The organism is Planococcus lenghuensis (assembly GCF_001999905.1).
GTDB classification, from domain to species: Bacteria; Bacillota; Bacilli; order Bacillales_A; family Planococcaceae; genus Indiicoccus; species Indiicoccus lenghuensis.
The window spans coordinates 3669536-3692177 of the sequence record NZ_CP019640.1 but is presented as its reverse complement, the minus strand read 5'-3'; the positions used below and the strand labels follow the sequence as shown (position 1 = coordinate 3692177).

20 protein-coding genes and 1 pseudogene are annotated in these 22642 nt (G+C 45.5%); 20 read left to right on the top strand and 1 reads right to left on the bottom strand.

The genetic code is table 11. The features are described from left to right. From walK to B0X71_RS18470, 11 genes and pseudogenes are all read left to right on the top strand, one after another. Window positions 1-1824: a cell wall metabolism sensor histidine kinase WalK gene (gene walK / locus B0X71_RS18520; RefSeq protein WP_077590816.1), complete on the top strand. Its 1824-nt coding sequence runs from the start codon at window positions 1-3 to the stop codon at window positions 1822-1824. After that, the gene (locus B0X71_RS18515; RefSeq protein WP_198038660.1) at window positions 1821-3113 is read left to right on the top strand and encodes a YycH family regulatory protein; all 1293 of its coding nucleotides are present in this window, start codon (window positions 1821-1823) and stop codon (window positions 3111-3113) included. The genes walK and B0X71_RS18515 overlap by 4 nt, the downstream gene beginning before the upstream one ends. Further along, window positions 3100-3930, top strand: coding sequence for a two-component system regulatory protein YycI (locus B0X71_RS18510; RefSeq protein ID WP_077590814.1), 831 nt, complete (start codon window positions 3100-3102; stop codon window positions 3928-3930). Before B0X71_RS18515 ends, B0X71_RS18510 begins: the two co-directional genes overlap by 14 nt. 17 nt (window positions 3931-3947) lie before the next feature. Beyond that, window positions 3948-4736, top strand: coding sequence for an MBL fold metallo-hydrolase (locus B0X71_RS18505; RefSeq protein WP_077590813.1), 789 nt, complete (start codon window positions 3948-3950; stop codon window positions 4734-4736). A 494-nt stretch (window positions 4737-5230) separates the two neighbouring features. After that, window positions 5231-6442, top strand: a complete 1212-nt coding sequence (locus tag B0X71_RS18500) for a S1C family serine protease (protein ID WP_077590812.1) — start codon at window positions 5231-5233, stop codon at window positions 6440-6442. Window positions 6443-6829: 387 nt separating this feature from the next. Beyond that, complete coding sequence (locus B0X71_RS18495) at window positions 6830-6994, top strand: CxxH/CxxC protein (protein WP_077590811.1); 165 nt, start codon at window positions 6830-6832, stop codon at window positions 6992-6994. 90 nt (window positions 6995-7084) lie between these two features. Next, entirely contained in the window at window positions 7085-7564 is a 480-nt protein-coding gene (gene rlmH / locus B0X71_RS18490) for a 23S rRNA (pseudouridine(1915)-N(3))-methyltransferase RlmH (protein ID WP_077590810.1), read from the top strand. A 288-nt stretch (window positions 7565-7852) separates the two neighbouring features. Then, entirely contained in the window at window positions 7853-9100 is a 1248-nt protein-coding gene (locus B0X71_RS18485) for a TerD family protein (RefSeq protein WP_077590809.1), read from the top strand. Window positions 9101-9159: 59 nt separating this feature from the next. Then, window positions 9160-9663 carry a nucleoside deaminase gene (locus tag B0X71_RS18480; RefSeq protein ID WP_077590808.1) on the top strand — a complete coding sequence of 168 codons (504 nt, stop codon included), beginning with the start codon at window positions 9160-9162 and terminating at the stop codon, window positions 9661-9663. Between the two features lie 131 nt (window positions 9664-9794). After that, a pseudogene (locus B0X71_RS18475) lies at window positions 9795-10948 on the top strand (DUF4317 family protein). A 494-nt stretch (window positions 10949-11442) separates the two neighbouring features. Continuing rightward, entirely contained in the window at window positions 11443-12399 is a 957-nt protein-coding gene (locus B0X71_RS18470) for a hypothetical protein (protein ID WP_077590807.1), read from the top strand. A 220-nt stretch (window positions 12400-12619) separates the two neighbouring features. Here B0X71_RS18470 and B0X71_RS18465 read toward each other — a convergent pair whose 3' ends face one another. Further along, complete coding sequence (locus tag B0X71_RS18465) at window positions 12620-13099, bottom strand: PAS domain-containing protein (RefSeq protein WP_077590806.1); 480 nt, start codon at window positions 13097-13099, stop codon at window positions 12620-12622. Window positions 13100-13579: 480 nt separating this feature from the next. Here B0X71_RS18465 and B0X71_RS18460 point away from each other — a divergent pair, with 480 nt between their 5' ends. The 9 genes from B0X71_RS18460 to nhaC all read left to right on the top strand — a co-directional run bounded on the left by B0X71_RS18460 (window position 13580) and on the right by nhaC (window position 22391). Continuing rightward, entirely contained in the window at window positions 13580-14428 is an 849-nt protein-coding gene (locus B0X71_RS18460) for an NAD-dependent epimerase/dehydratase family protein (protein WP_077590805.1), read from the top strand. A 288-nt stretch (window positions 14429-14716) separates the two neighbouring features. Further along, on the top strand, window positions 14717-15556 hold the full coding sequence (locus B0X71_RS18450) for an aldo/keto reductase (protein WP_077590803.1): 840 nt from the start codon (window positions 14717-14719) through the stop codon (window positions 15554-15556). Window positions 15557-15688: 132 nt separating this feature from the next. Continuing rightward, complete coding sequence (locus B0X71_RS18445; RefSeq protein WP_077590802.1) at window positions 15689-16876, top strand: DUF4317 domain-containing protein; 1188 nt, start codon at window positions 15689-15691, stop codon at window positions 16874-16876. A 156-nt stretch (window positions 16877-17032) separates the two neighbouring features. Beyond that, window positions 17033-17812, top strand: a complete 780-nt coding sequence (locus tag B0X71_RS18440; RefSeq protein ID WP_077590801.1) for a nitroreductase family protein — start codon at window positions 17033-17035, stop codon at window positions 17810-17812. A 115-nt stretch (window positions 17813-17927) separates the two neighbouring features. Next, entirely contained in the window at window positions 17928-18422 is a 495-nt protein-coding gene (locus B0X71_RS18435; protein ID WP_077590800.1) for an LURP-one-related/scramblase family protein, read from the top strand. Window positions 18423-18558: 136 nt separating this feature from the next. Next, a complete protein-coding gene (locus B0X71_RS18430) occupies window positions 18559-19755 on the top strand; it encodes a class I SAM-dependent rRNA methyltransferase (protein WP_077590799.1) in 1197 nt (398 codons plus the stop codon). Window positions 19756-19766: 11 nt separating this feature from the next. Beyond that, window positions 19767-19955 (top strand): hypothetical protein, encoded by a 189-nt coding sequence (locus tag B0X71_RS18425; protein WP_077590798.1) that lies wholly within the window; start codon window positions 19767-19769, stop codon window positions 19953-19955. Window positions 19956-20421: 466 nt separating this feature from the next. Beyond that, the gene (locus B0X71_RS21100; RefSeq protein WP_156889925.1) at window positions 20422-20586 is read left to right on the top strand and encodes a hypothetical protein; all 165 of its coding nucleotides are present in this window, start codon (window positions 20422-20424) and stop codon (window positions 20584-20586) included. 353 nt (window positions 20587-20939) lie between these two features. Further along, a complete protein-coding gene (gene nhaC / locus B0X71_RS18415) occupies window positions 20940-22391 on the top strand; it encodes a Na+/H+ antiporter NhaC (protein ID WP_232336742.1) in 1452 nt (483 codons plus the stop codon). The last annotated feature ends 251 nt before the right edge of the window (window positions 22392-22642 follow it).

The following is a 22642-nucleotide window of genomic DNA, read 5'->3' as shown; positions in this document are numbered from 1 at the left end:
ATGCAGAAAGTTAATTTCTTCAAATCGATCCATTTGAAAGTTGTGCTGATCTACATCCTGCTCATTCTGATCGCGATTCAGATTATCGGGATTTATTTCGCCCGGGAACTGGAGACGAAAATGATTGATAACTTCGAGACTTCCATTCAGGACCGGATTAATCTCGTAGAGGTCAATGTCCGGGAGGAATTTCTGAGGAACCGGGATGAAAATGATCTTACAGTTGAACAGAGTCTGCGGTCAGTACTGAGCGGTCTGGATTCAGAAGATATTATCGAAGTGCAGGTCATCGATAACCGGTACCGGATCCGGGCATCATCAAGCAACCAGTCCATCGTGGGGCAGCGGTCAGCGAACGAACTGGCACAGGAAGCAATCATGGCCGGCACGCCTTATCAGCAGGTATACGACTACGAGGGCAATCGGATCTGGGTGCTGGTCCAGCCCTTCTCCGCCTTTTCCAATCAAGGGGAAGTGATTGGTGCGCTGCTTGTGAAAGCGGACATTGAAGAGCAGGTCTACGAGCAGATGAGCCAGATCAATTCCATCCTTGCAGGCGCCACAGCAGTCGCGCTTCTGATTACCGCCGTGCTCGGTGTACTGATTGCCAGAACCATTTCCCTGCCGATTTCAGATATGCGCAGACAGGCCCAGACGATGGCCAAAGGAAATTTCTCACGAAAAGTAAAAATCTACGGGGATGATGAAATCGGGCAACTGGCCAAGGCGTTCAATAACTTGACCAACCGGCTCCAGGAATCCCAGCAGTCCACGGAAAGCGAACGGCGGAAACTGGCATCGGTCCTGTCGAACATGACGGATGGCGTTTTATCCACCGACAGACGGGGACGCATCAACCTGATCAATAACACGGCTCTGACGTTGCTGAATGTTCCACGTGAAACAGTGCTGGGCCGTCCTGTTACAGAAGTGCTGCAGCTTGAAGAAGAATATTCATTTGAAGACCTGATTCATATGAAAGAAGCGCTCAACCTTGATTTCAGCACAGCGGATGACAGTACGGTGCTCCGGACAAGTTTTTCGGTCATTCAAAAAGAGACCGGCTTCGTAAATGGGCTCATTGCAGTTCTTCATGACAACACCGAACAGGAGCGGATCGACGTGGAGCGGCGGGAATTCGTGGCGAACGTCTCCCACGAGCTCCGAACGCCGCTGACCACGATGCGCAGCTACCTGGAAGCACTGGCGGAAGGGGCATGGGAAGATAAAGAAATTGCGCCCATGTTCCTGAACGTCACACAGACCGAGACGGAACGGATGATCCGCCTCGTCAACGACTTGCTTCAGTTATCGAAAATGGATGCGGAAGAATCCGATCTGAATAAAGAAGTCGTTGAATTCAACCGGTTTTTCAACCGCATCATTGACCGTTTTGAAATGTCGAAATCGCAGAATGTCCTCTTTAAACGCAAGCTGCCGGATAAAGCGTATTTTGTGGAAATTGACACGGATAAACTGACGCAGGTCATTGATAATATCATTTCAAATGCCCTGAAGTATTCCCCGGAAGGCGGCACTATCCGCTTTGATGTGTCATTGCGCAATGATGAGCTACTTGTCCGGATCGCTGACCAGGGGATGGGTATCCCGAAAGAGAATGTCGAACGGATTTTCGAACGCTTCTACCGCGTTGACCGTGCACGTTCACGTGCAATGGGAGGAACGGGTCTCGGGCTGGCCATTGCGAAGGAAATGATCAAGTTCCATGGCGGCGATATTTGGGCAGAAAGCCGGGAAGGAAAAGGCACATCGATTTTCTTCACGCTGCCGATCGAGTCTGAAGACGGAGGTGAGTGGGAGTGAAATACGTAGAGCAGATAAAATCTGCTATATTGCTGGCACTTGTAGTGCTCAGTGTCTACCTCACCTTTACCGTCTGGACGTATAAACCGAACCTGGATACATTCGACCAGCCGGAAGTGCTGGAAGAGCCGATTGCGGAAACCCGGACACTGGAAGAAGTCGTGAAACCGCTGAAAATCCTGTTTCACGGAGAAGATGTAACAACCGGTACAATCGAAGCAGAAGAAATCAGTTTTATCCGTTCAGCATTGCGTGAATGGATCATCAGCGATGTGACACTGCTTGCGGAGGAAACATCAGCTGATCAGCTGGCAAGTTTTCTGTACAATGAAAACAGCGTCGTCCTGCAGTATCCCGCACCTGTGCCATTCCCGGTATATGATGCTTACATGCAGTTCAGTGTGGAATCGAGCATTCCGGAAGCTTCATTTGACCGGGTCGTGATTAATTGGGGCGGAATCACAGCAGGGGAGCCGGCGCTTTACTTTATCGATACAACGTCGAACCGGATCTATACCGCTATTGTGGCGCCGAGCACATTGCAAAATTTCCAGGACCGGGTGGTTGCAGCCGCGGCTGATTATCCGGTCTATGCATTAGCGGAAAACGTCGGCATGTGGCCGGTGTTTGTGCCCGCTGAACCGCTGCAATTGCCGATTTACTCATATTTTCCTGAAGAGATGTATGAGCAATTCCATGAAGTTCTGGTGGAATCGGCCGAGGGATCAGGAGATGACCCGAACGGATATATTACACAAGATACCGAAACAAAAAGCCTAAGCTTCGTTCAGGCGGAAGTTCGGACAGGCGATCCGGCGATCATGTCGGAACTGGTTTTCAACACGCTGGACTTTCTGAATGAACATGGCGGCTGGACAGATGATTACCGCTACTTCGGGATCAAACCGCTGGATCAGAATATCCAATACCAATTGTTCGTCGCTGGGCTCCCGGTATTCAGTGATACGCTGGAGACGACGATTGAGCAATGGTGGGGGAATAGAGGGGTGTATGTGTATCTTCGCCCGTATTATGAACTTGACGCCCTTGTGACTCAGAATGTGGAGCAGGCCTTGCTGGCGTCAGGGATAGAAGCGGCGGAAGAAGTGAGGGAACTCGAAGGACTGGAACTTGAAGAAGTGCAGAACATTGTTCCGGCGTATCAGATGACAATAAGTGCAGACCAGCGGGTGCTCGTACTGAAACCGGCTTGGTATTATCAGACGGAAGATGCCTGGCTGCCGGTTGTAGATGCTGATGCAGGAGGCATAGTCAATGGACTGGAGTAAAACGAAAACTATTTTCATTATTGTTTTTGCCATTTTGAACCTGTTCCTGTACACGCTTTACCTGGATAAGTATGCACGGGCAAACGTCCAGAAGTATGATGAGGGAACGATTGAAGAGCGGCTGATAGAAGATGACATCACATACCCGGATGATTTGCCGCAGGAAGTGGAATCACTGCCTTATATCAGTGCCCGCGAGTTCCAGTATGCAATGTCGGAATACGCTGTGCCGGAAGGCTCCATCCGGGAAGTTGTCGAAGGAAATGTATTGAACGTATTCCTGAATAATCCGGTGCCGATCAGTGATGCGGAAACAGCTGAAGAAGTGCAGGCTTTTGTGGATACGTACATCCCGAACAGCGAGGAATATGTTTTATGGGATATCAACACCACATTGAATCAAGCCACGTATTTTCAAGTGATTGATGAAGTGGATGACCGGCCATTGTATTACAGCGAAGAAGGCCGGCTGATTGTCAGCTGGGACGATGAGGACAACGAAATTTTCGGCTATAGTCAGACAATGCTGACTGATATCGATCCGGGTGATCAGGAAAAATCGCTCAGCAGTGCAGAAGAAGCGATTCAAAACCTGTATCAGGGAAAAGCGCTGCAAATCGGGACAGAGATCACTTCCGTGGAGTTGGGGTATTCATCCTACTCGGTGCTGACGCAGGCCCAGGGAGATATTTACACGTTCGTGCCGACATGGCGGATCCAAGCTGAACTGGCAGACGGAACAACTGAAGAATATTTTGTAAATGCAGTGGGAGGCGGCGTGATCCAGCTGCCGCCGCCACAGCCAGCAGGACAATAGTTAGGAGATAGAGAGATATGCGCTTTAGTGTACTCGCAAGCGGGTCGAGCGGAAATGCCATCTATGTGGAAAGCGGCGGCCGCTCGTTTCTGGTGGATGCCGGTCTGAGCGGCCGTAAGATGGAAACCCTCTTTCAGGCAATCGGAAAGAATATGCGGGATTTGGATGGTGTACTGGTGACCCATGAACATTCCGACCATATCAAAGGGCTCGGCATCATTGCACGCAAGTACGGATTACCGATTTATGCCAATGAAAAAACATGGTCGGCGATGGATGGACTCGTCGGAGCCATACCGACCGATCAGCGTTTTCACTTTGATATGGAAACAGTGAAATCGTTCGGATCGCTTGATATTGAATCATTCGCCGTTTCGCATGATGCGGCAGATCCGATGTTCTATGTCTTTCATGAAAGTGGACGAAAGCTTGCCCTTATCACGGACACCGGCTACGTGAGCGATAGAATGAAAGGCATTATTAAAGCCTCGGATGCATTTGTCTTTGAGAGCAATCACGATGTCGGCATGCTGCAGATGGGGCGTTATCCCTGGTCGGTGAAGCGGCGGATCTTAAGCGATGTCGGCCACGTATCCAATGAAGATGCAGCGGTGGCGATGAGTGAAGTGCTGGGAGACAAACCGGCCAGAATGTATTTATCCCACTTGAGCCGTGACAATAACATGAAAGATCTTGCGCGGATGAGTGTCGAACAGACGCTCGAGTCGAAGGACATCGCGATTGGTGAACAGATCATCTTATTCGATACAGACGCCAATCTGCCGACAGAATTAGTCGATGTGTAGAAGGAAAAAGACCGGACCAGCGCAGGATTAGAACCAGGTCAATGGCGCCAATCCGCTCGCTTTCGGGTCCACAGGAAGGGGGTCATGCAGCTGTGCAGTGACCCCCAATTCTTGGACATGAATTTGCTTTCAGGCAGCGGCCTGTAGCTGGAGTCGCCGCCTGCCACTCTTTCTTCCAGCAGTCAATTCCAGTTTTTTCTTTCTGTCATCAGTGATGAATTACTTCATTCTTCAATGATGAAAAGATTCAAGTGCGTTTCTTGGTGAAGAGAGAAATCCCGTTAGAGTGAGAGAAGGCTCAACTTATTCTACTAATTCTGTCACTTTTATCTGTACCTTCAAGCCCGGCTTAATGCCGGGCTTTTTGTGTATAAAAATGTGGATAATTTTAAGCGGGAGTGGGAATACAGGAAGACAGGCCAGGCTTCATGCAATCAAAAAAGCCGGCGCTTGTGATAAAATTATGACGAAAAGTAACGGAAGGATGAGATAGAATGGATTATTATGATCCGTTTCCGCCAGGGCGGCGCAGGCAAAAAAAGCCGAACCGGGCAAGTGTATTCTTTGCTGGAATGGGCGGCGTACTGGCAGGTGCCGGTCTCGTTTGGGGACTGTTCATTGCTGCTCCGGGCCTTATTCCGGGTCAGGACAGCGGAGCGGCTGCGACCGCCGTTACCGGGGAAGCAGAGCCGCTTGTACAGACAGCAACAACAATTACGACCGACGTAACAGAGGCCGTGGATGTCGCAGCTGAAGCCGTTGTAGGCGTGACCAATCTGCAGACCGCAGGGAACTTCTGGTCTGATTCTGAAGAGGCCCAGGCAGCCGGAACAGGCTCCGGTGTTATTTATAAAGTGGAAAATGGGACGGCTTATGTCATTACGAATCATCATGTTATCGATGGCGCTTCCGAAGTGGAAGTGACGCTGACGGACGGTTCGAAAGTGGCAGCGGAAATTTTAGGCAGTGATATCTGGACAGACCTCGCCGTGTTATCGATGGATGCAGAGCGGGTCGGAACGGTAGCCGAATTAGGGGATTCATCCACACTTAATCTTGGAGAGCCGGTTATCGCCATTGGCAGCCCGCTTGGCCTCAGCTTCTTTGGCTCGATTACAACCGGCGTCATTTCAGGCTTGGAACGGGTGGTACCAGTAGATTTGAATGCAGACCAAGTAACCGATTGGCAGGCGGAAGTCCTTCAGACAGACGCTGCGATCAATCCGGGAAACAGCGGCGGCGCCCTGATCAATCTGGACGGCAAGCTGGTCGGCATCAACTCGATGAAAGTTGCGACTTCAACCGTGGAAGGGATTGGATTTGCGATTCCGATTAATTCAGTTATCCCCATCATCGAGTCATTGGAAGCGACAGGCACAGTTGAACGGCCGGCGATGGGTGTAACACTGGTTGATCTGATGGAAGTGCCGCAATCATACCGGGCATCAGAGTTTGGTCTGCCGGCCGATGTGAAGAGTGGTGTCGTAATTGAATCGGTGATTGAAGGCACACCTGCAGCAGCTGCCGGCCTTCAGCCGTCCGATGTCATCGTTGAAATGGATGGAGAAGCTGTGGATAACATGCTTGAACTTCGCCAGCATCTGTATAACGAGACCCAAATCGGCGATACGCTCATGGTTTCTGCATACCGGAATGGTGAATTGATGGAATTTGAGCTTGTGCTGACAGATAGTGCAGATATGTAGAAGAAGAACAGTCGGGGGTATTGTGGATAAGTGGTTGGAATAGAAGTAAGATATGCATTTTCCTGGAATGGCCGATCAAGAGCTATTCCAGGTTTTTTTATTTTTTGGCTATGGAAATCACTGTTTCTGATTAAGAAGAAAAAGGTCGTATTTCGAAAGGATAGGATAATAGTTGAAAAATAGAAGAGCAGGCAAATGAAGCTGCAATTGTTCGGAAAAAGCAGAATCGGGAATTGTGGATAACTTTTCAAAACTGTTGATAACTAAAGGCATAGAGGATGCGGCTTTTCAGTGGGCATTTGTGTCTGTTACAATAGGCTGTGGATAAATCTTAATAAACTGTGTATAACTCTGGGGATTATTCGGATATCGAAAGGATGGAGAAAAATGAAGATAAATAGCTGCAAAACCCATATAGAACGGGCACTTGATGACATGGTCGCACAAACGGAAAGTTATCCTATTCTTACAGAATTGTCTGAAGAAGAAAAGTTATCCACAGTTTGCGCGTATTGTGAACAGCCAGCGATTTATGTTGTGGCTGACCGATAATTAAGCACAACATCTTGCGGAATTCTGTGGATATGTGTGTAACTTCTGTGGATAACTTGTTTATAAATAACCGATAAAGGTGGATAACCTGTGAATATCGTCATTGTATCAGTTGGCAAGTTAAAGGAAAAATACCTAAAGCAAGGAATTGCCGAATATGTCAAACGGCTCGGTGCCTATGCCAGAATTTCTGAGGTGGAGATCGCGGATGAAAAAGCACCGGAGACACTCAGTGAGGCTGACATGGAAATCGTGAAGAAAAAAGAAGGGGAACGAATCCTGGCAAAAATCCCGGCGGACGCTCATGTCATCGCGCTGGCCATCGAAGGAAAAATGAAGACATCGGAGCAACTGGCAGAAGACATCGAAAAGCTCATGACCTACGGTAAAAGTAAAATCTACTTTGTGATTGGTGGATCACTTGGTCTGCATGATGATGTGCTTCGCCGTTCTAATGAAAAACTATCCTTCAGCCCGATGACATTCCCGCATCAGCTCATGCGGCTGATTCTTGTGGAGCAGGTGTACCGGGCGTTCAGGATTATGAAGGGGGAGCCTTATCACAAATAGATGAGAATTTTAAATTTATGTTAATCGGGTTAGTTTTAGAAAATATAATGAAGTAGAAAGAGGCATTAAAGAAAATTAATGCCTCTTTTTGTTAAATTTTTCTGATTAAATACAATTAGATATATTTCATCGAAATGTAAATTTTTGATACAATAAAGCAGAGTTGATGAATGGTCTAATAAACAGAAATCTATTAAGAAAAAATTATTGTTAGTCGTTATCAAGAAGAATAAAAATTCTTTAAAACAGTTAGGCAATCTATGTATAAATGAAGAAGGAGTGATTTAAATGAATCAATTGCTTCAAATGGGGGCAAACACAGTTTTAAATTCTCCAAAAGGTAATGTTACTGTGAGCTACGAAATTTCAAATACAATAGATATTTCCTTAACAGCTTTCCTCTTAACGGATTTAGAGAAGGTACAAGGAGATAGTGGAATTATATTTTATAATCAACCAAAGAGTTCTTCTGGAGCTGCCACTCTTATGCCAGCTGCGAAAGTAGGGAATACAAGAGTACATAAAATTGATTTTGACTTAAGTAAAGTCCCTCAAGGTATTACTAAAATAGCTATTACGCTTACAGAAGATAATAATACCGGTTTTTCAAATGTAAAAAATTTAAAGGCAGAGATACGTACCGATGATATCAGTATCCAGTTAACCCCCTCTGACTTCACGAAGGAAAATGGGATAGTAGTCTTAGAATTATATTTAAGGAATGGCCAAACAAAGGCAAAATCAATCTGGCGTGGATTTGATTCTGGTCTTGAAGGTCTATGTAAAAATTACGGTGTTGAGATTAATTCTGACGAGGAACAAAAACCTTCTTCACCTAAAGCTGTTGCTGAACAGGCACCAAAAGAACCTAAGAAAATCCCACCAGTACCAGAAAATAAAAGCAGCCAAAATGCTCTGTCATCCGTAAACCTTGAAAAAGTAAAGGGTAATATAAATCTCAGTAAAGGTCAAAAGCCTATAATAATTGATAAAACACCAGAAATCACGGCTACAGTATCCTGGAAGACTGGAACAGATTATGATATATATGCTTTAGTCTACACAAAGAATGGTAAGCAGGTAGATATAGCTATGTTTGGGGCGACGGGGACCCCTCCTCTCAGTCGGTTTGGCAACGGGGCGGTAGAGCATATGGGGGATGTTGCGAGAAACAGTGGATCAGTGAAGACAGAAGTTATTAAAATAAGGCTAACGAATGATATTCTTGCAGTGGTTCCTGTGGTTTATTCTGCTCAATCAAATGGAACAGGCTCATTCTACAGATACAAGGTATCCATGAGTATAGATAATCACAGCGGAACTTCCGTTACCATATCTTCCAAAAATGCAAATAATAATGATAGAATTTACACGTGTGTGCCGGGAATACTTCAGAATACACAAGATGGCGTTATTATAAGTCCAATAGAGCTTTATAGTAAGCCAAATTCAGAATACCGGCCTAAACTTAAGCTTGGGTCATCAAATATGGTAGAAGTTGTAATGGATGCGGGACCAAAAAATGATTACAAGTAGAAAAAAGTATTAATCTGAAAAGTGAAATGTAAGATGACAAGCCCAAAGGAGAACCTAAAATGATCACCGAAACCGACTTAAAGCATTTGCACCGTTGTGTGGAATTGGCGGAAACGGCTTTGGAGAAAGGTGACGAGCCATTCGGATCCGTGCTGGTTTCAGCTGATGGTGAAGTGCTTTTTGAAGACCATAATCACGTGGCGGGAGGCGACCATACGCAACATCCCGAATTTGCGATTGCCAGGTGGGCGGCAAATAATATATCTCTTGAAGAACGAAGCAAGGCGACGGTTTATACGTCTGGCGAATATTGTCCGATGTGTGCGGCGGCTCACGGCTGGGTCGGCCTCGGCAGGATTGTTTACGCAAGTTCATCGGAACAATTAAGCGGCTGGTTGAGCGATATTGGCGTTCCGCCGTCCCCTGTCCGGAATCTGGCTATTGACGATGTAATAAAAGATCCGGTAATCGACGGCCCTGTTCCGGAACTCGCGGAAATGGTTCACCAGCTCCATCGGCGGTTGCATGAGACGAAACGGAACAGCCGTATTCTTTTAATTTAAGTGCTGTCTACCCACCATCATTTCCCCCAATAGTTGTTATAATGCAAGAGCGCCAAAAGCTGACCCAGCCTTTGGATGCTCTTTTTTTGTGCGCAACACAGATTTTACTAGCCAGGGAGTTGGAATTAGAGATGAATAAGAAAGACATAGCCGATATCCGCAAGCGATTTAAGCTGGATACGGATTTATTGAAAATCGCTGAAATTTATAATGTATATATCCAAAAGGAAAGCAGTGAAATCTTTCACGAAGAAAGCCGTTCCTTTTCTTTGTTGGACCGGGAGCAGCAGGAACTGTTTCTTGCTAACTTCAAAAGGTATTGGGCGGAAAGTTGGATCAGAAGTTGTTTGAAGTGAAGTTCCAGCCGCAGGAAGAATGGCAGACGGACCACACGCAGCATCTTCTCTACGAAGTGCTTGAGGCAGATGATAAGGCTGAGTGGCTAGAGAATATGCAGCAGCTTGCTGTGAAGATGGTGCAGGACAAACAGTATGAAAAGGACATGGTGGTCACTTTCATTCGCGGGACTTATTTTAAGACGACGAAGCGCGAAGCGGATGAAACGGAGATCGATATGCGCGATGAAGTATTCACGACGCCGTTTATCCTGTGCAGCATGAACACGACCGAACTGCCGAAAAGTTCACTAGTGTTTGATTTCGTCGAGAAGGAATTCAAGTCGAATCTGGTGACGGATCCGGTCATCAAACTGACTTCGCCAATCGGCGGAGTCTTGTTCCCGAGCTTTACAGATAATGTGGCGGACATCCATCACGTTCTTTACGCGACGAGCAAGGTGAATAAACCGGATTTCCAGTTTATCGAGAACGTGCTGAACGGCGATGAAATCGTCAAAGCGGTCATCGGGGATGAAGTGAATTCAAAAACGCTGGCCAACGTCTACGACGAAATCAACGCCATGCTGGTGGTGGATGAAGAGTACGACGACGAAGACGAAGAGACGCTGGTACTGGATGCGAAAGAAATGGAGCGTGTGCTGAAAGCGAGCGGCGTGAAGGGTTTGAGCACGGAAAAAGTGGAGCGGGCATTCCAGCAGGTTGTGGAAGACCGCAATTATGAGATGAAAGCGAGCCACATTGTGCCAAGCTACGCTTCGAAATCGATTAAAATCAGCCCGAAAGTCGCGGATATCAAGATCAGCCCGCAAGACTTACGTTACGTCAAAGAAGTCAATTACAACGGCAAGCGCTGTTTGCTGATTGAAGTGGAAGAAGACACGATCATCGAAGGGTTCAAGCTGATTGCGGAAGAGGAATTGGAGTAGAAGAAAGAGGCATGAAATAAACCTCATTTAGTCTGGCTGCGGAGAACCGTATCATAAGTGAGGGGAAAAGAAACAGAGTAAAAAAAAGAATAAGGTAGCTTTGAAGCCAAAAGATGAAAGAGACAGGTTGTGTGACGACTTGTCTTTTTTATGTTCTCTTATTCTTATAAATTTCTTTCGTGCTATGTTTCCTCAATTTCCTAATAGTAAATTTCTCATACCAAGCGCCAAGAGGAGAAGGTAAAATTTAGAAGGAATATTCAACCTTCATCGAGAAATAACAAAAGAACCGTTCATTGGTTGATATGCGGCAAGTAGCGGCATCGGTGTTTGATAGGCGGAACTGGCAATGGAGGCGGTCGAAGAAATGAAAAATTAGCTCTGGACATGGAGGTTGAAGAGGGACTGAAAGTTCGGGGAAGTAAGAAATACACATTACATATTGAGAGTCTATCACTAGAGGATATCAGTAAGAAACAGGGAGAGAGCGACAAATGGAACTGGAAAAGAAAAGGGTAAAGCCTGAATCAAAAAAGAGGTTTCGAAAGTATTTGTTTCCCCTTACAATAATTTCTTCAATGTTCGTTTCAGGGTTGATCGGCTATGCAGCCAGTCGAATGGCTACCGATAATGATACCAGTGATTCAACAGAAGTAAATGCTATGAAGAACCAAATGATTGAAGCAAGGGAGAGTTCGTTAAAAGTAATCGAAACAGAGATACCAAAAATAATTAAAGACCTGGAAAAATATAATAAAGATTTAAACTTAATCAGTGAAAATATTAAGTGGCTGGATGGAAACATAGCCCCCATCAGAGATGCAACAAGGGAATTTGATACTGTCATTACCGCTACTATAGAAGTCAGTAGCTTCGTCAATGTACCAGTCGTAAGTAAAATAAGTGATGAATTAGCTTTTGCGCAGAATGGAATTGCTGAAATTGATGGCATCTTACTCGGTATGGAGAATTTAACCGTCATCCAGCAAGAGATGAGCGATTCTCATCAGAAATTGAATTCATTGTACGAAGAATATCAAAAGGAAAAAAGCATTGAACAGCTGCTTCGAATTGAACAAGAGTTGAACTCAAACTTGGTTTATCAAATTGAAGATTTAAGAGATTTGACTATAGAAGCCCATGAAGTTTTTGAACTGTCTTCAACTATTTTAATAGCAGTAAATACAGTCAAATCCTCTCTTGATTCAATAGAAGAAACCGGAGAAACTGCATTAAATGCAATTCAGTTTTGGAAAGACAATGAAGGGGATTCTAAAAACGGGGCAATTGTACATGCAGACTTGGAAAAGGAGTTGACAACTTCTAAAGAACAGATTCAGGCTCTGCCTGATGAAATAGCACAACAATCCAGGGACACGATTACGTCAATAAACGATGTTCAGGAGGAGTTGCAGATTGTAAGGATAGCACAAATGGTTATTAATGAATGAAGGGCGAGGGAGGCAAACCCTGCTTTAAATTTTTACGTATCAATGGGTTTTATTGGAGAATATCACAATTAGGGATAGTTTTGTAAAAGAACCTACGGCTTAATTTATTACTTCAATTCTCGAAAGAATCCAAGACTTGGAAGAGCTTGTATAAAGAAAACGCACTGGATTGGGGAATCCAGTGCGTTTTTTACGGCTTTTCAAATTGAAAAGATGTTTTTCATTTAGGATTAACAGCTATAAATTCATCAATAGTCTCAGGGGTGTTTTTCCCTTCTTTTCCTTGGAAAAGGTCGATATTTACGGTTACATCCATACATCCAAGGTATTTTCCGTTTTCGTCACGGACCGCCATGAATTTTTGGTAAATTTGGCCGGCCTCTTCGCCAGAGCGTTTTGGGAACCAGAACTCCCAGTCGTCGCGTGCTCCCGAGCGGAAATCATTCAACAGCTTTTCAACGTGGTGAGCTACTCTCGGGTGAAGCTCAAGCACATGACAACCAATCGCTTCTTTACGGCGACCATGGACGCGGTCTGGATTGTTTGAATACCAACGGAAAATGTCATCCGCATCGCAAAAACCCATTTCGAATGGTAACAGGTTGATAATCGAATCCAAAGTGCTTGCTTTGATTGCACCTGTTTCGAAATTGACGATAGCTTCAGGACTAATTAATTCTGACAATTTACCTTCAGACATTTCTACCTCTCCTTTATGCAATCTCCCTTTATTAAGAAGAATGTAATAGTATAAAAAAACAGTGAGGAAAAACCTGATACGGTCAGAAGATTATTATCTAACCATATTAATAATGGTAGCATCCTTAATAAAATCGAACTGTGATGTATGTCACTAAAAATTGGCATATTTATTAAGCGGCTTGGTTTTTCAGAGACTAAATAATACGTTGGGTCCTGTTGCTAATAAACAAAGTTTTGAGAAAGGCGATTCCTAAAAAATCCATAGGAATTGTTTTTTATTTAAGCTTGAATTCAGCAACCGATCTATCTTTAAACTGGTCAGGCCAAAATAAGAGTTACTTGAAAATAAAGAAACTTATGCGTATATTTAGTTTGGACAAAGGGTAAACAAAGTGAGATGCGATTTTACTTTTACTTTCGCAATTCAGGAAGCCGGGTACACCGTGTCTTAATGGTCTAAGAAAGTGGAGGGATGAAAATGCCAAAGGTAGTTGTAACAGGCGGAAGTGGTTTGCTTGGCCGAGATGTTATAAAAGAATTTCTGGAGCAGGGATATGAGGTTGTTAACGCGGATATTAAGCACCCAAAAGAAGCTCTTTGCAGAACGGTCATAACGGATTTAACGAATCTGGGTGAAGTATATGGGGCATTGGCTGGTGCGGATGCAGTCGTCCATTTGGCGGCGATCCCGGTTGCTTATTCCCATCCAAACGAAGTGACTTTCCAGAATAACGTCATGTCCACATATAATATTTTAGAAGCTGCAGGAAGTTTAGGAATCAAAAAAGCCGTGATTTCATCAAGTGAATCATCATATGGCATTTGTTTTTCGAAGCAGGATTTACAGCCGCAATACGTGCCGATAGATGAAGAGCATCCGCAATTGCCGGAAGAAAGCTATGGCTTATCCAAGATTGTAAACGAAAAAACTGCTGATACGATTTATCGCAGAACGGGAATGCAAGTCGTATCATTCCGACTGGGAAATGTCATTTCACCTGAAATGTATGAGAATTTCCCTGGGTTCATCCATGATCCTGAACAGCGAAAACCGATTTTATGGAGTTATATCGATACCCGCGATGCGGCGACCGCTTACCGGCTGGCCGTCGAGACGGATGGACTTGGTTCTGTTGCTCTTAATATTGGCGCTGATGAAACGAGCATGGATATCGAGAGCAAAGAGTTAATGGAAAGATGCTTCCCGAGTGTAACCGATTTCAAAAAAGAACTGACAGGATTCGAACCGCTGTTAAACAATGAGAAGGCGAAGAACCTTCTGAACTGGGAACCGGTGCATAAGTGGAGAAACTACGTAAATCTGTAATTCTATCTATCTATAGAAACCGTTCTTTTTCATTTTAGAAGGAACGGGAACTTGTGAGACTCCTGCGGAATAACTGGCAGGCAAGATCCCGCCGCACGGAACGGGCGGTGAGGCTTGCCGGTCAGTCTGCGGAAAGCGAACGGGTTCCCGTCCGTCCAACTTTTTGATGCATTTACAAATTGATTTTTTAGAGGAATAGCGGATAGGAAAGCAGTCTGCACTTTTTGAAACAGATGATTTATGAAATTAGCACATATAACAGGATATTTTACAGAAGGAGTGACACACATGTCGAATAACATCCAAAGTACAACCACCTTACATAACGGTGTAAAGATGCCTTGGCTGGGCTTAGGCGTCTTTAAGGTGGAAGATGGAGCGGAAGTAGTCAATTCAGTTAAAGCGGCTCTTGAAGCGGGCTACAGAAGCATTGATACGGCCGCCATTTATGGCAATGAAGAAGGAGTCGGCCAAGCGATTGCTGAGTCCGCTGTACCGAGAGAAGAATTATTTATCACGACAAAAGTCTGGAATTCCAATCAAGGCTACGAAGCGACCCTTGCAGCTTTTGATAAAAGTATGGAGAAACTGGGGTTGGATTATCTGGATCTTTATTTGATCCACTGGCCGCTTCCTTCACAAGGCAAGTTCGTCGAGACCTGGAAAGCATTGGAGCAGCTTTATAAGGATGGCCGGGTCCGTGCGATTGGGGTAAGTAACTTTAAAGTGCATCACCTTGAAGAAGTAATTGCGAATAGTGAAGTCGTGCCAATGGTCAATCAAGTGGAATACCATCCGCGATTCAATCAGCGGGAATTGCATGATTTCTGTAAAAAGCACAGCATCCAGCTTGAAGCATGGTCACCACTGATGCAAGGCGGGCTGCTCGATGAACCGGCGTTAGTCGAAATCGCCAAAAAATACGATAAATCACCCGCCCAAATTATCATCCGCTGGGATATCCAAACGGGGGTAGTGACGATTCCAAAATCAACGAAGCCTCACCGCATTGCTGAAAATGCCGATGTATTCGATTTCGAGCTTTCTCAAGAGGATATGGACAAAATCAATACCTTGAATAAAGACCAGCGCATGTTCGCTGATCCGGATGAATTTGATAAAGTATAAGTTTCGTATCACGGGCCTGTTTTGATCACGAATCTTGTTATAATGAAAGAGTATCGGAGGCTGAAAACCGCCTTGGATGCTCTTTTTTTGTACACAGCATGAACTTAATTGGCCAGGGAGTTGGAATTTGAGATGAATAAGAAGGACATAGCGGATATTCGCAAACGATTTAAATTGGATACGGATTTACTGACAATCACCGATATTTATAATGTTTATATCAAGCAGGAGAGCGACGAGATCTTCCATGAGGAGAGCCGCTCATTTTCCTTATTGGACCGGGAGCAGCAAGAACTGTTCCTTGCCAATTTTAAAAAGGTATTGGGCGGGAAGCTGGATGAGAAGCTGTTTGAAGTGAGGTTTCAGCCGCAGGAAGAAGGGCAGACGGACCACACGCAGCGGCTGTTATATGATGGGCTCCATGCGGATGATGCCGATGAATGGAAAGCGGAGATGCAAGGAATCGCTTTGAAGGTGATTCAGGACAGACAGTATGAGAAAGACATGGTCATTACGTTCATCCGCGGAAATTACTTTAAAACGACGAAACGCGCGCCGGATGAAACGGAAGTCGACATGCGGGATGAAATGTATACTACGCCTTTCATCCTCAGCAGCATGAACCAGACCGAACTGCCAAAGAACTCATTGGTATTTGACTTTGCCGGGCGGGAGTTCAAGTCGAATCTGCTGACAGATCCCATCATTAAGCTGGCTTCTCCGATCGGCGGGTTTCTGTTCCCGTGCTTCACGGACAATGCCGCAGACGTCAATCACATCCTTTATTCGGCAAGCAAAGTGAATAAACCGGACTTCCAGTTTATCGAGAATGTGCTGAACGGCAATGAAATCATGACAGCTGAGGAAGATAAAGCAGTGTTTGAAGAAATCGTCAAAACCGTCATTGGCGAGGAAGTAAATTCGAAAACACTCGCCGGTATATACGATGAAATCAACAGCGCCTTAATGGCGGAAGCAGAGGACGAAGAACAGAGCGCACCAGTTTTGGATACGAAAGAAGTCGCACGCGTGCTGAAGGCGAGCGGTGTAAAAGATGTAAGCGCGGAAAAAGTGGAAATGGCTTTTCAGCAAGTGGTCGAAGATACGAGTTATGAAATGAAGGCGAGTCATGTCATCCCAAGCTATGCGTCCAAGTCGATCAAGATCAGCACGAAAGTAGCTGATATTAAAATCAGCCCGCAGGATTTGCGGTATGTCAAAGAGGTCAATTACAACGGCAAGCGCTGTCTGCTGATCGAAGTGGAAGAAGATACGATGATTGAAGGCTTCAAACTGCTTCCGGAAGAGCTGCTGGAATAGGAGAAGGTATTGGATAATCCTTTAATGCAGTTTCTGACATTGGAATTCCGTTCTGACTTGTCATGGAAAAGGGTGATCATGAATTCTTACAGTATTCTAAAAAACTTTAATTTCAGAACACTTATAATGCTATAGTTTTAACAAGGAGTGATGAATTTGGAATTGACCGATGTAATCCATGGACACCGATCCATACGGGAATACGAAGACAGGGAAGTCAGCCAGGACCTGCTGGATGAAATATTGGAAGCGGGAATTCGGGCTTCTTCAAGCGGGAACATGCAAACCTACTCGATAATTGTAACGAGAGATAAAGAACTTAAGAAAAAATTGTATGAACCGCACATGGAGCAGTCCATGGTAGTGGATGCACCGGTACTGGTAACATTCTGCGCAGATTTTAACCGGATGCGGAAATGGCTTGCCCTCAATGACGCGCCTGTGCATTTCGACAATTTTATGAGCCTGATGATCGGAGCCATTGACGCGACATTGGCTGCGCAGAATTGCGCGCTGGCAGCGGAAAATGCCGGCCTCGGCGTCTGTTACATGGGTTCGACGCTCGCCAATTGTGATCAGATCGGTGAAATCCTGAACCTGCCGGAAAACGTTGTGCCGATTGTGGGATATTCACTTGGGTATCCAGCAGAAAATCCTGCACCGCGGGACCGGCTTCCACGGCATGGCCTTGTTCATTACGACCAGTACCAGGATTACACAGATGAAGAAATAACCGAAATCTATAAAGAGCGAAATGAAAAGGGCTGGGAGCGCTATATGGCTGTTCCGAAACTGAAAGAGATGACTGAAGAGCTGGAATTGAAAAATCTTGCGCAAATCTATACGATCGCTAAATATACGAAGGAAACCCATACCCGGTTTTCACAGACGGTGCTGAATTACTTGGCGAAGCAGAACTTCATGAATAATGAATGATGCTGCTGCTTAGTATCCGGTACTGAAAAAGCATACATACGGACAGCCTGACTTTCCTCTTTGACTAACATGGTTGTTTTAAAACAATAGAGACGTTGCAGAAAGGAGCACATTCATGAGACAGCTCTACATCAAGCAAAAAGTCCTTAGTTTAAGCGGCAAGTTCACAGTAAAGGACCAGCAGGGAAAGGATGCCTATTATGTGGAAGGGAGCTTTCTGCGAATTCCAAAGACATTCGCTATCCTGAACACTGAAAGAGATGAAGTGGCGGTCATTACGAAAAAGACGTTCAGTTTTCTGCCGAAATTCTTTGTGGAAGTGAACGGGCAGGAAGTGCTGACGATCAAGAAGGAATTTTCTTTTTTCAAGGCCCGCTATGTGATTGATACGGCTGGCATGGAAGTGCAGGGCAATTGGTGGGATATGGATTTTGAAGTGCTTCAGCATGGACAGGCGGTCGGCAATGTGAGCAAGGAATGGTTTTCGTGGGGAGACAGTTACAGGGTTCAAGTTGTAAATGAGGAATGGGAGACTGTACTCATTGCCCTCACTGTCGCGATTGATTGTGTAAAGGCGGATCAGGCAGCAGCTTCTTCAGCCGCGACATAAAAGCAGGAAAACATTCTGACATTCAATGCAAAATGAAGAGCTGGCGATTTATCTGTGGATGAATCGTCGGCTTTTTTTCATTTTGGCGGTAAAAATGCCATAATGAAGAGACTAATATGACAGTAAGGGTGACGTAATGAGACAGTCAGCAGAACTTCAATTAAAACCGGCTTCGGCTAAAGCGATTAAAAATGGCTATCCGTTGGTTTTAAAAGATGCACTGGAGAAACCGGGGGTGCTGCCAAAAGAGGGGAACTTACTGCGTCTGACCGATTCAACAGGTAATTATGTCGCAACAGGTTATTATGGCCTGCAGAACAAAGGAATCGGTTGGGTGCTGACCCGCAGTGAAAAAGAGGAAATCGACAGCCGGTTCTTCGCCGGAAAGATCAGGAAAGCAATAGCTGAACGACATCATCTTTACGCAGCTGAGGATACGACAGCATTCCGTATGTTTAATGGTGAAGGCGATGGCATCGGCGGGCTGATCATCGATTTCTATGCCGATTTTTATGTTGTGAACTGGTACAGTGAAGGCATTTATTCATTCCGTAAAGAAGTGTACGAAGCGTTAAAAGAAGTAGCGGCACCGCGCGGAATATACGAGAAACTGCGCTTCGATACCAACGGCCAGTATGTGGAACAGGATGATTATGTGTCCGGGGAGCGGGGGGAGTTCCCGCTGATTGTCCAAGAGAACGGAATGAGTTTTGCCGTCGATTTAAACGATGGTGCCATGACCGGAATTTTCCTCGATCAGCGGGAAGTCCGGAAAGCGTTGCGGGACAAGTACGCAGACGGAAAAACAGTGCTAAATACATTTTCCTATACAGGTGCATTTTCAATTGCTGCCGTCCTTGGCGGTGCGACGGAGACGACAAGCGTGGACCTCGCAAAACGCAGCCGGCCGAAAACGATTGAGCAGTTCGCTGTAAACGGCATTGATTTTGAAGCCCAGGATATCAAGGTGATGGATGTCTTCGATTACTTCAGCTATGCCGCGCGTCACGGGCTGAAATTCGATGTCGTCGTACTCGATCCGCCGAGCTTCGCGCGCACGAAGAAAAAGACGTTCAGCACTGCAAAAGACTATCCGAAATTGCTTAAGGATACGCTGAAAATCACCAGTGACCGCGGGATGATTATTGCATCGACCAATAATGCCAGCTTCAACATGAAAAAATTCAAATCCTTTATCGATAAAGCATTCACTGAAACGAATACCCGTTATAAAATTTTGGAAGAGCACCAGTTGCCGGAGGATTTCAAGGTTCCGCATAACTATCCGGAATTCAATTATTTAAAAGTAGTGTTCATCAAGATAATGAACTAGGAGGTGACAGCATGAAATACAATAAAACGGCAATGACGAAGCTGATCAACGAGCACCGGGAATTGCATGATGAACTGAAGCGCATCAAAAAAGACATGGGCCTGGAAAAGAACTTGGCGATCAAAGCGCTCTATCACTCGGCAGTGGCTGAGGAAGGCCCGTATATGAAAGAGTACCAGGAGCTGGAACGGAACCAATAACTACAGCTCAACCTATTAGGGGCTGTCCGAAAAGGTCATGAAAAACGACCTCCGGGGCAGCCCTTTTTTCTATTCGTAAAGAAGTAGCTGGGGTTCGGCCCGGCGGACGCTTTCCGCGGGCACGGCTTTAGCCGCTTCCCTCGCTATGCTCGGTCCAGGGTCTTCAGCTCGTGCTAGTCCCGCAGGAGTCGCCGCCGGTCTTCCCGCCTTTATGCATTCTACATGGTTGTCTCCTTTAACTAGCTTGGAACGGCAGAAGCCAGCAGAAATGCGAAAACCCAGACTGCTCCTGCATCGCTTCGCTAGCTTCGTCGCAAAGCTGAGGGCTCTTCAAGAGCCCTCAGCTTGCCTGCGGAAAAACGGACGGATCAAGACTCCGCATGCCGGCGGAGCCGGCAGAGGAGGCTTGGCCGTTCGTCCGCGGCAAACGATTTTATCTGCGACTCGCTTGCGCAGGAGCAAGCGGGTGTTTGTGCAGCAGAAGCCGTTCCATTATGGAAGAACATCTGAGCAAGATACGCCTAAGGGCTTTTTGGACAGCCCCTTTTTAATGCCCAAAAACAAAAAATATGATAAATTCCCGGGAAGTATAGATGCTGATAAAACGCTGTCCAAATTTAAAAAACGCTAACACTCCGTTGTGCCGGAAAGCATATTAATACATTAATTTGAATAAGATATCCGGGTTGGGAAATGACATGATATGCTTGGTCCTTGCGGCTGTAGGAGGGTGGTTTGCAAAGCATTCAGTTCTTTGGTAAAATGTGCATATACCGTTTATACAGTGGTCGATGACAAGGTATCTTACATAAGAATTTCCGATGATTCCTTTCGCCCTGAAGGTCTCATGTAATTACCATTGTGACAACGGTTATGGGATTCTGCCTGGATCCCCCAATCCTTCATTTTACAACATATTCAGGGTTTCTCCCCGTAAGATGAATTGCAGACCAATCCCAGATAAAAAAACTAAGGAGTGGTTTGTTGGAAACGGATATTGAAGAAAATAATATTAAGAAACCATCATTTTTGTATGCATTGGCTATGCTGGGAACAGTGGCTGCAATCATCGCCATTGGAATTCTCGCATTTGATGCACCGATTCAAATTCTGATGTTTATCGGCGTACTTGTGCTGGTTCCATTCATGATGGGACTGGGATTCACCTACAAACAAGTAGAGCAATCGATGACCACATCGATGAGCAAGGCGTTACAGCCCGCGCTGATTTTACTGACCGTCGGTATTTTAATCGGTGCATGGATTGCATCCGGAACCGTACCTACACTGATTTACTATGGAATTGAAACGATTTCGCCTCAATTCTTTCTGGTGACAGCTTTGGTTTTTTGTTCATTGGTATCACTGGCGACAGGCACTTCATGGGGAACCATCGGGACAGCAGGGATTGCGCTGATGGGTGTTGGTGCCACGCTGGGCGTGCCGGTCGGGCTTACCGCAGGGGCGATTATAAGCGGCGCCTATTTCGGAGACAAGATGTCACCGTTGTCAGACACAACGAATTTAACACCGACCGTTGTGGAAACCGATTTATTCACACACATTAGACATATGCTTTGGACAACTGTACCGGCTTTTATCATTTCAGCGATCATCTTCACATTCATGGGGCTGAAATATACGGCCGCTACTGTGAACGAACAAAGTGTTACACAGCTGACAGCGTTCCTCGCAGACAATTTCAGCCTCGGGCTTGTCCCGATGATTCCAATCATTGTGCTGGTCGGACTGCTCATGCTGAAAAAACCGGCGCTTCCGTCAATTTTTATCGGAACGGCAGTCGGCGGCCTGGTTGCCATTTTCTATCAGGGGTTCTCGTTCACTCAAACTGTTGATTTCTTCTATGGCGGCTATTCAGTGGAATCCGGAATTGAAATTGTCGACAGCTTATTGGTGCGGGGCGGATTAAGCAGCATGTTCGCACTTGTCGCTTTGTTCTTATTTGCTCTTGGCTTGGGCGGCATGATGGCGCAAGCAGGCGTATTGGAAGCACTCGTTGCACCGTTTATCCATAAAATTGAAAGCACAGGTGTCCTCACCTTTGTTACGATTATTATAAGCTATGTGGCATTGGCGATCGGTGGTTCTATCTACTTCTCAATCGTCATGGGCGGAACGATCATGCGACCGGTTTATGAGCGATTGAATTTGAGGCCGGAGAACCTGTCAAGAGTGCTTGAAGACACAGGCACACAGGGCGGCGCACTCATCCCATGGACGGGAGCCGGCATTTTCACAGCAGCTACGCTCGGTGTACCGGTTAGCGTCTATCTTCCATTCTGCTTCCTGGCGATGATTACACCGCTCGTTTCACTGTTCTATGGTGTTACAGGACTGACGATGACGAAAATGGAAGATACGGAAGAAAAAAAGAAAACAGAAAAGAAAGTCGCAGGCGAATTTGCGAAAATATAATTTTTTAGTGATTGAACCTCTGCCCGGATCGGGTGGAGGTTTTTTAAATTTTGTTTTCATACTATATTGAATTGCAGCAGGAATGTATGTAAATGCTTCTGCTTTCTAGTCCTGTTCCTGTGAGAAATTATTGTCATATGACTTAGGGAATAAGAGGAAACAGAAACACCAGCTTTGTCATCAAGAGCACGACAAAGTTGACTTTCTTAAACATTGAAAACGCCTTCATCTCTACTCTATGATGAAGTGGA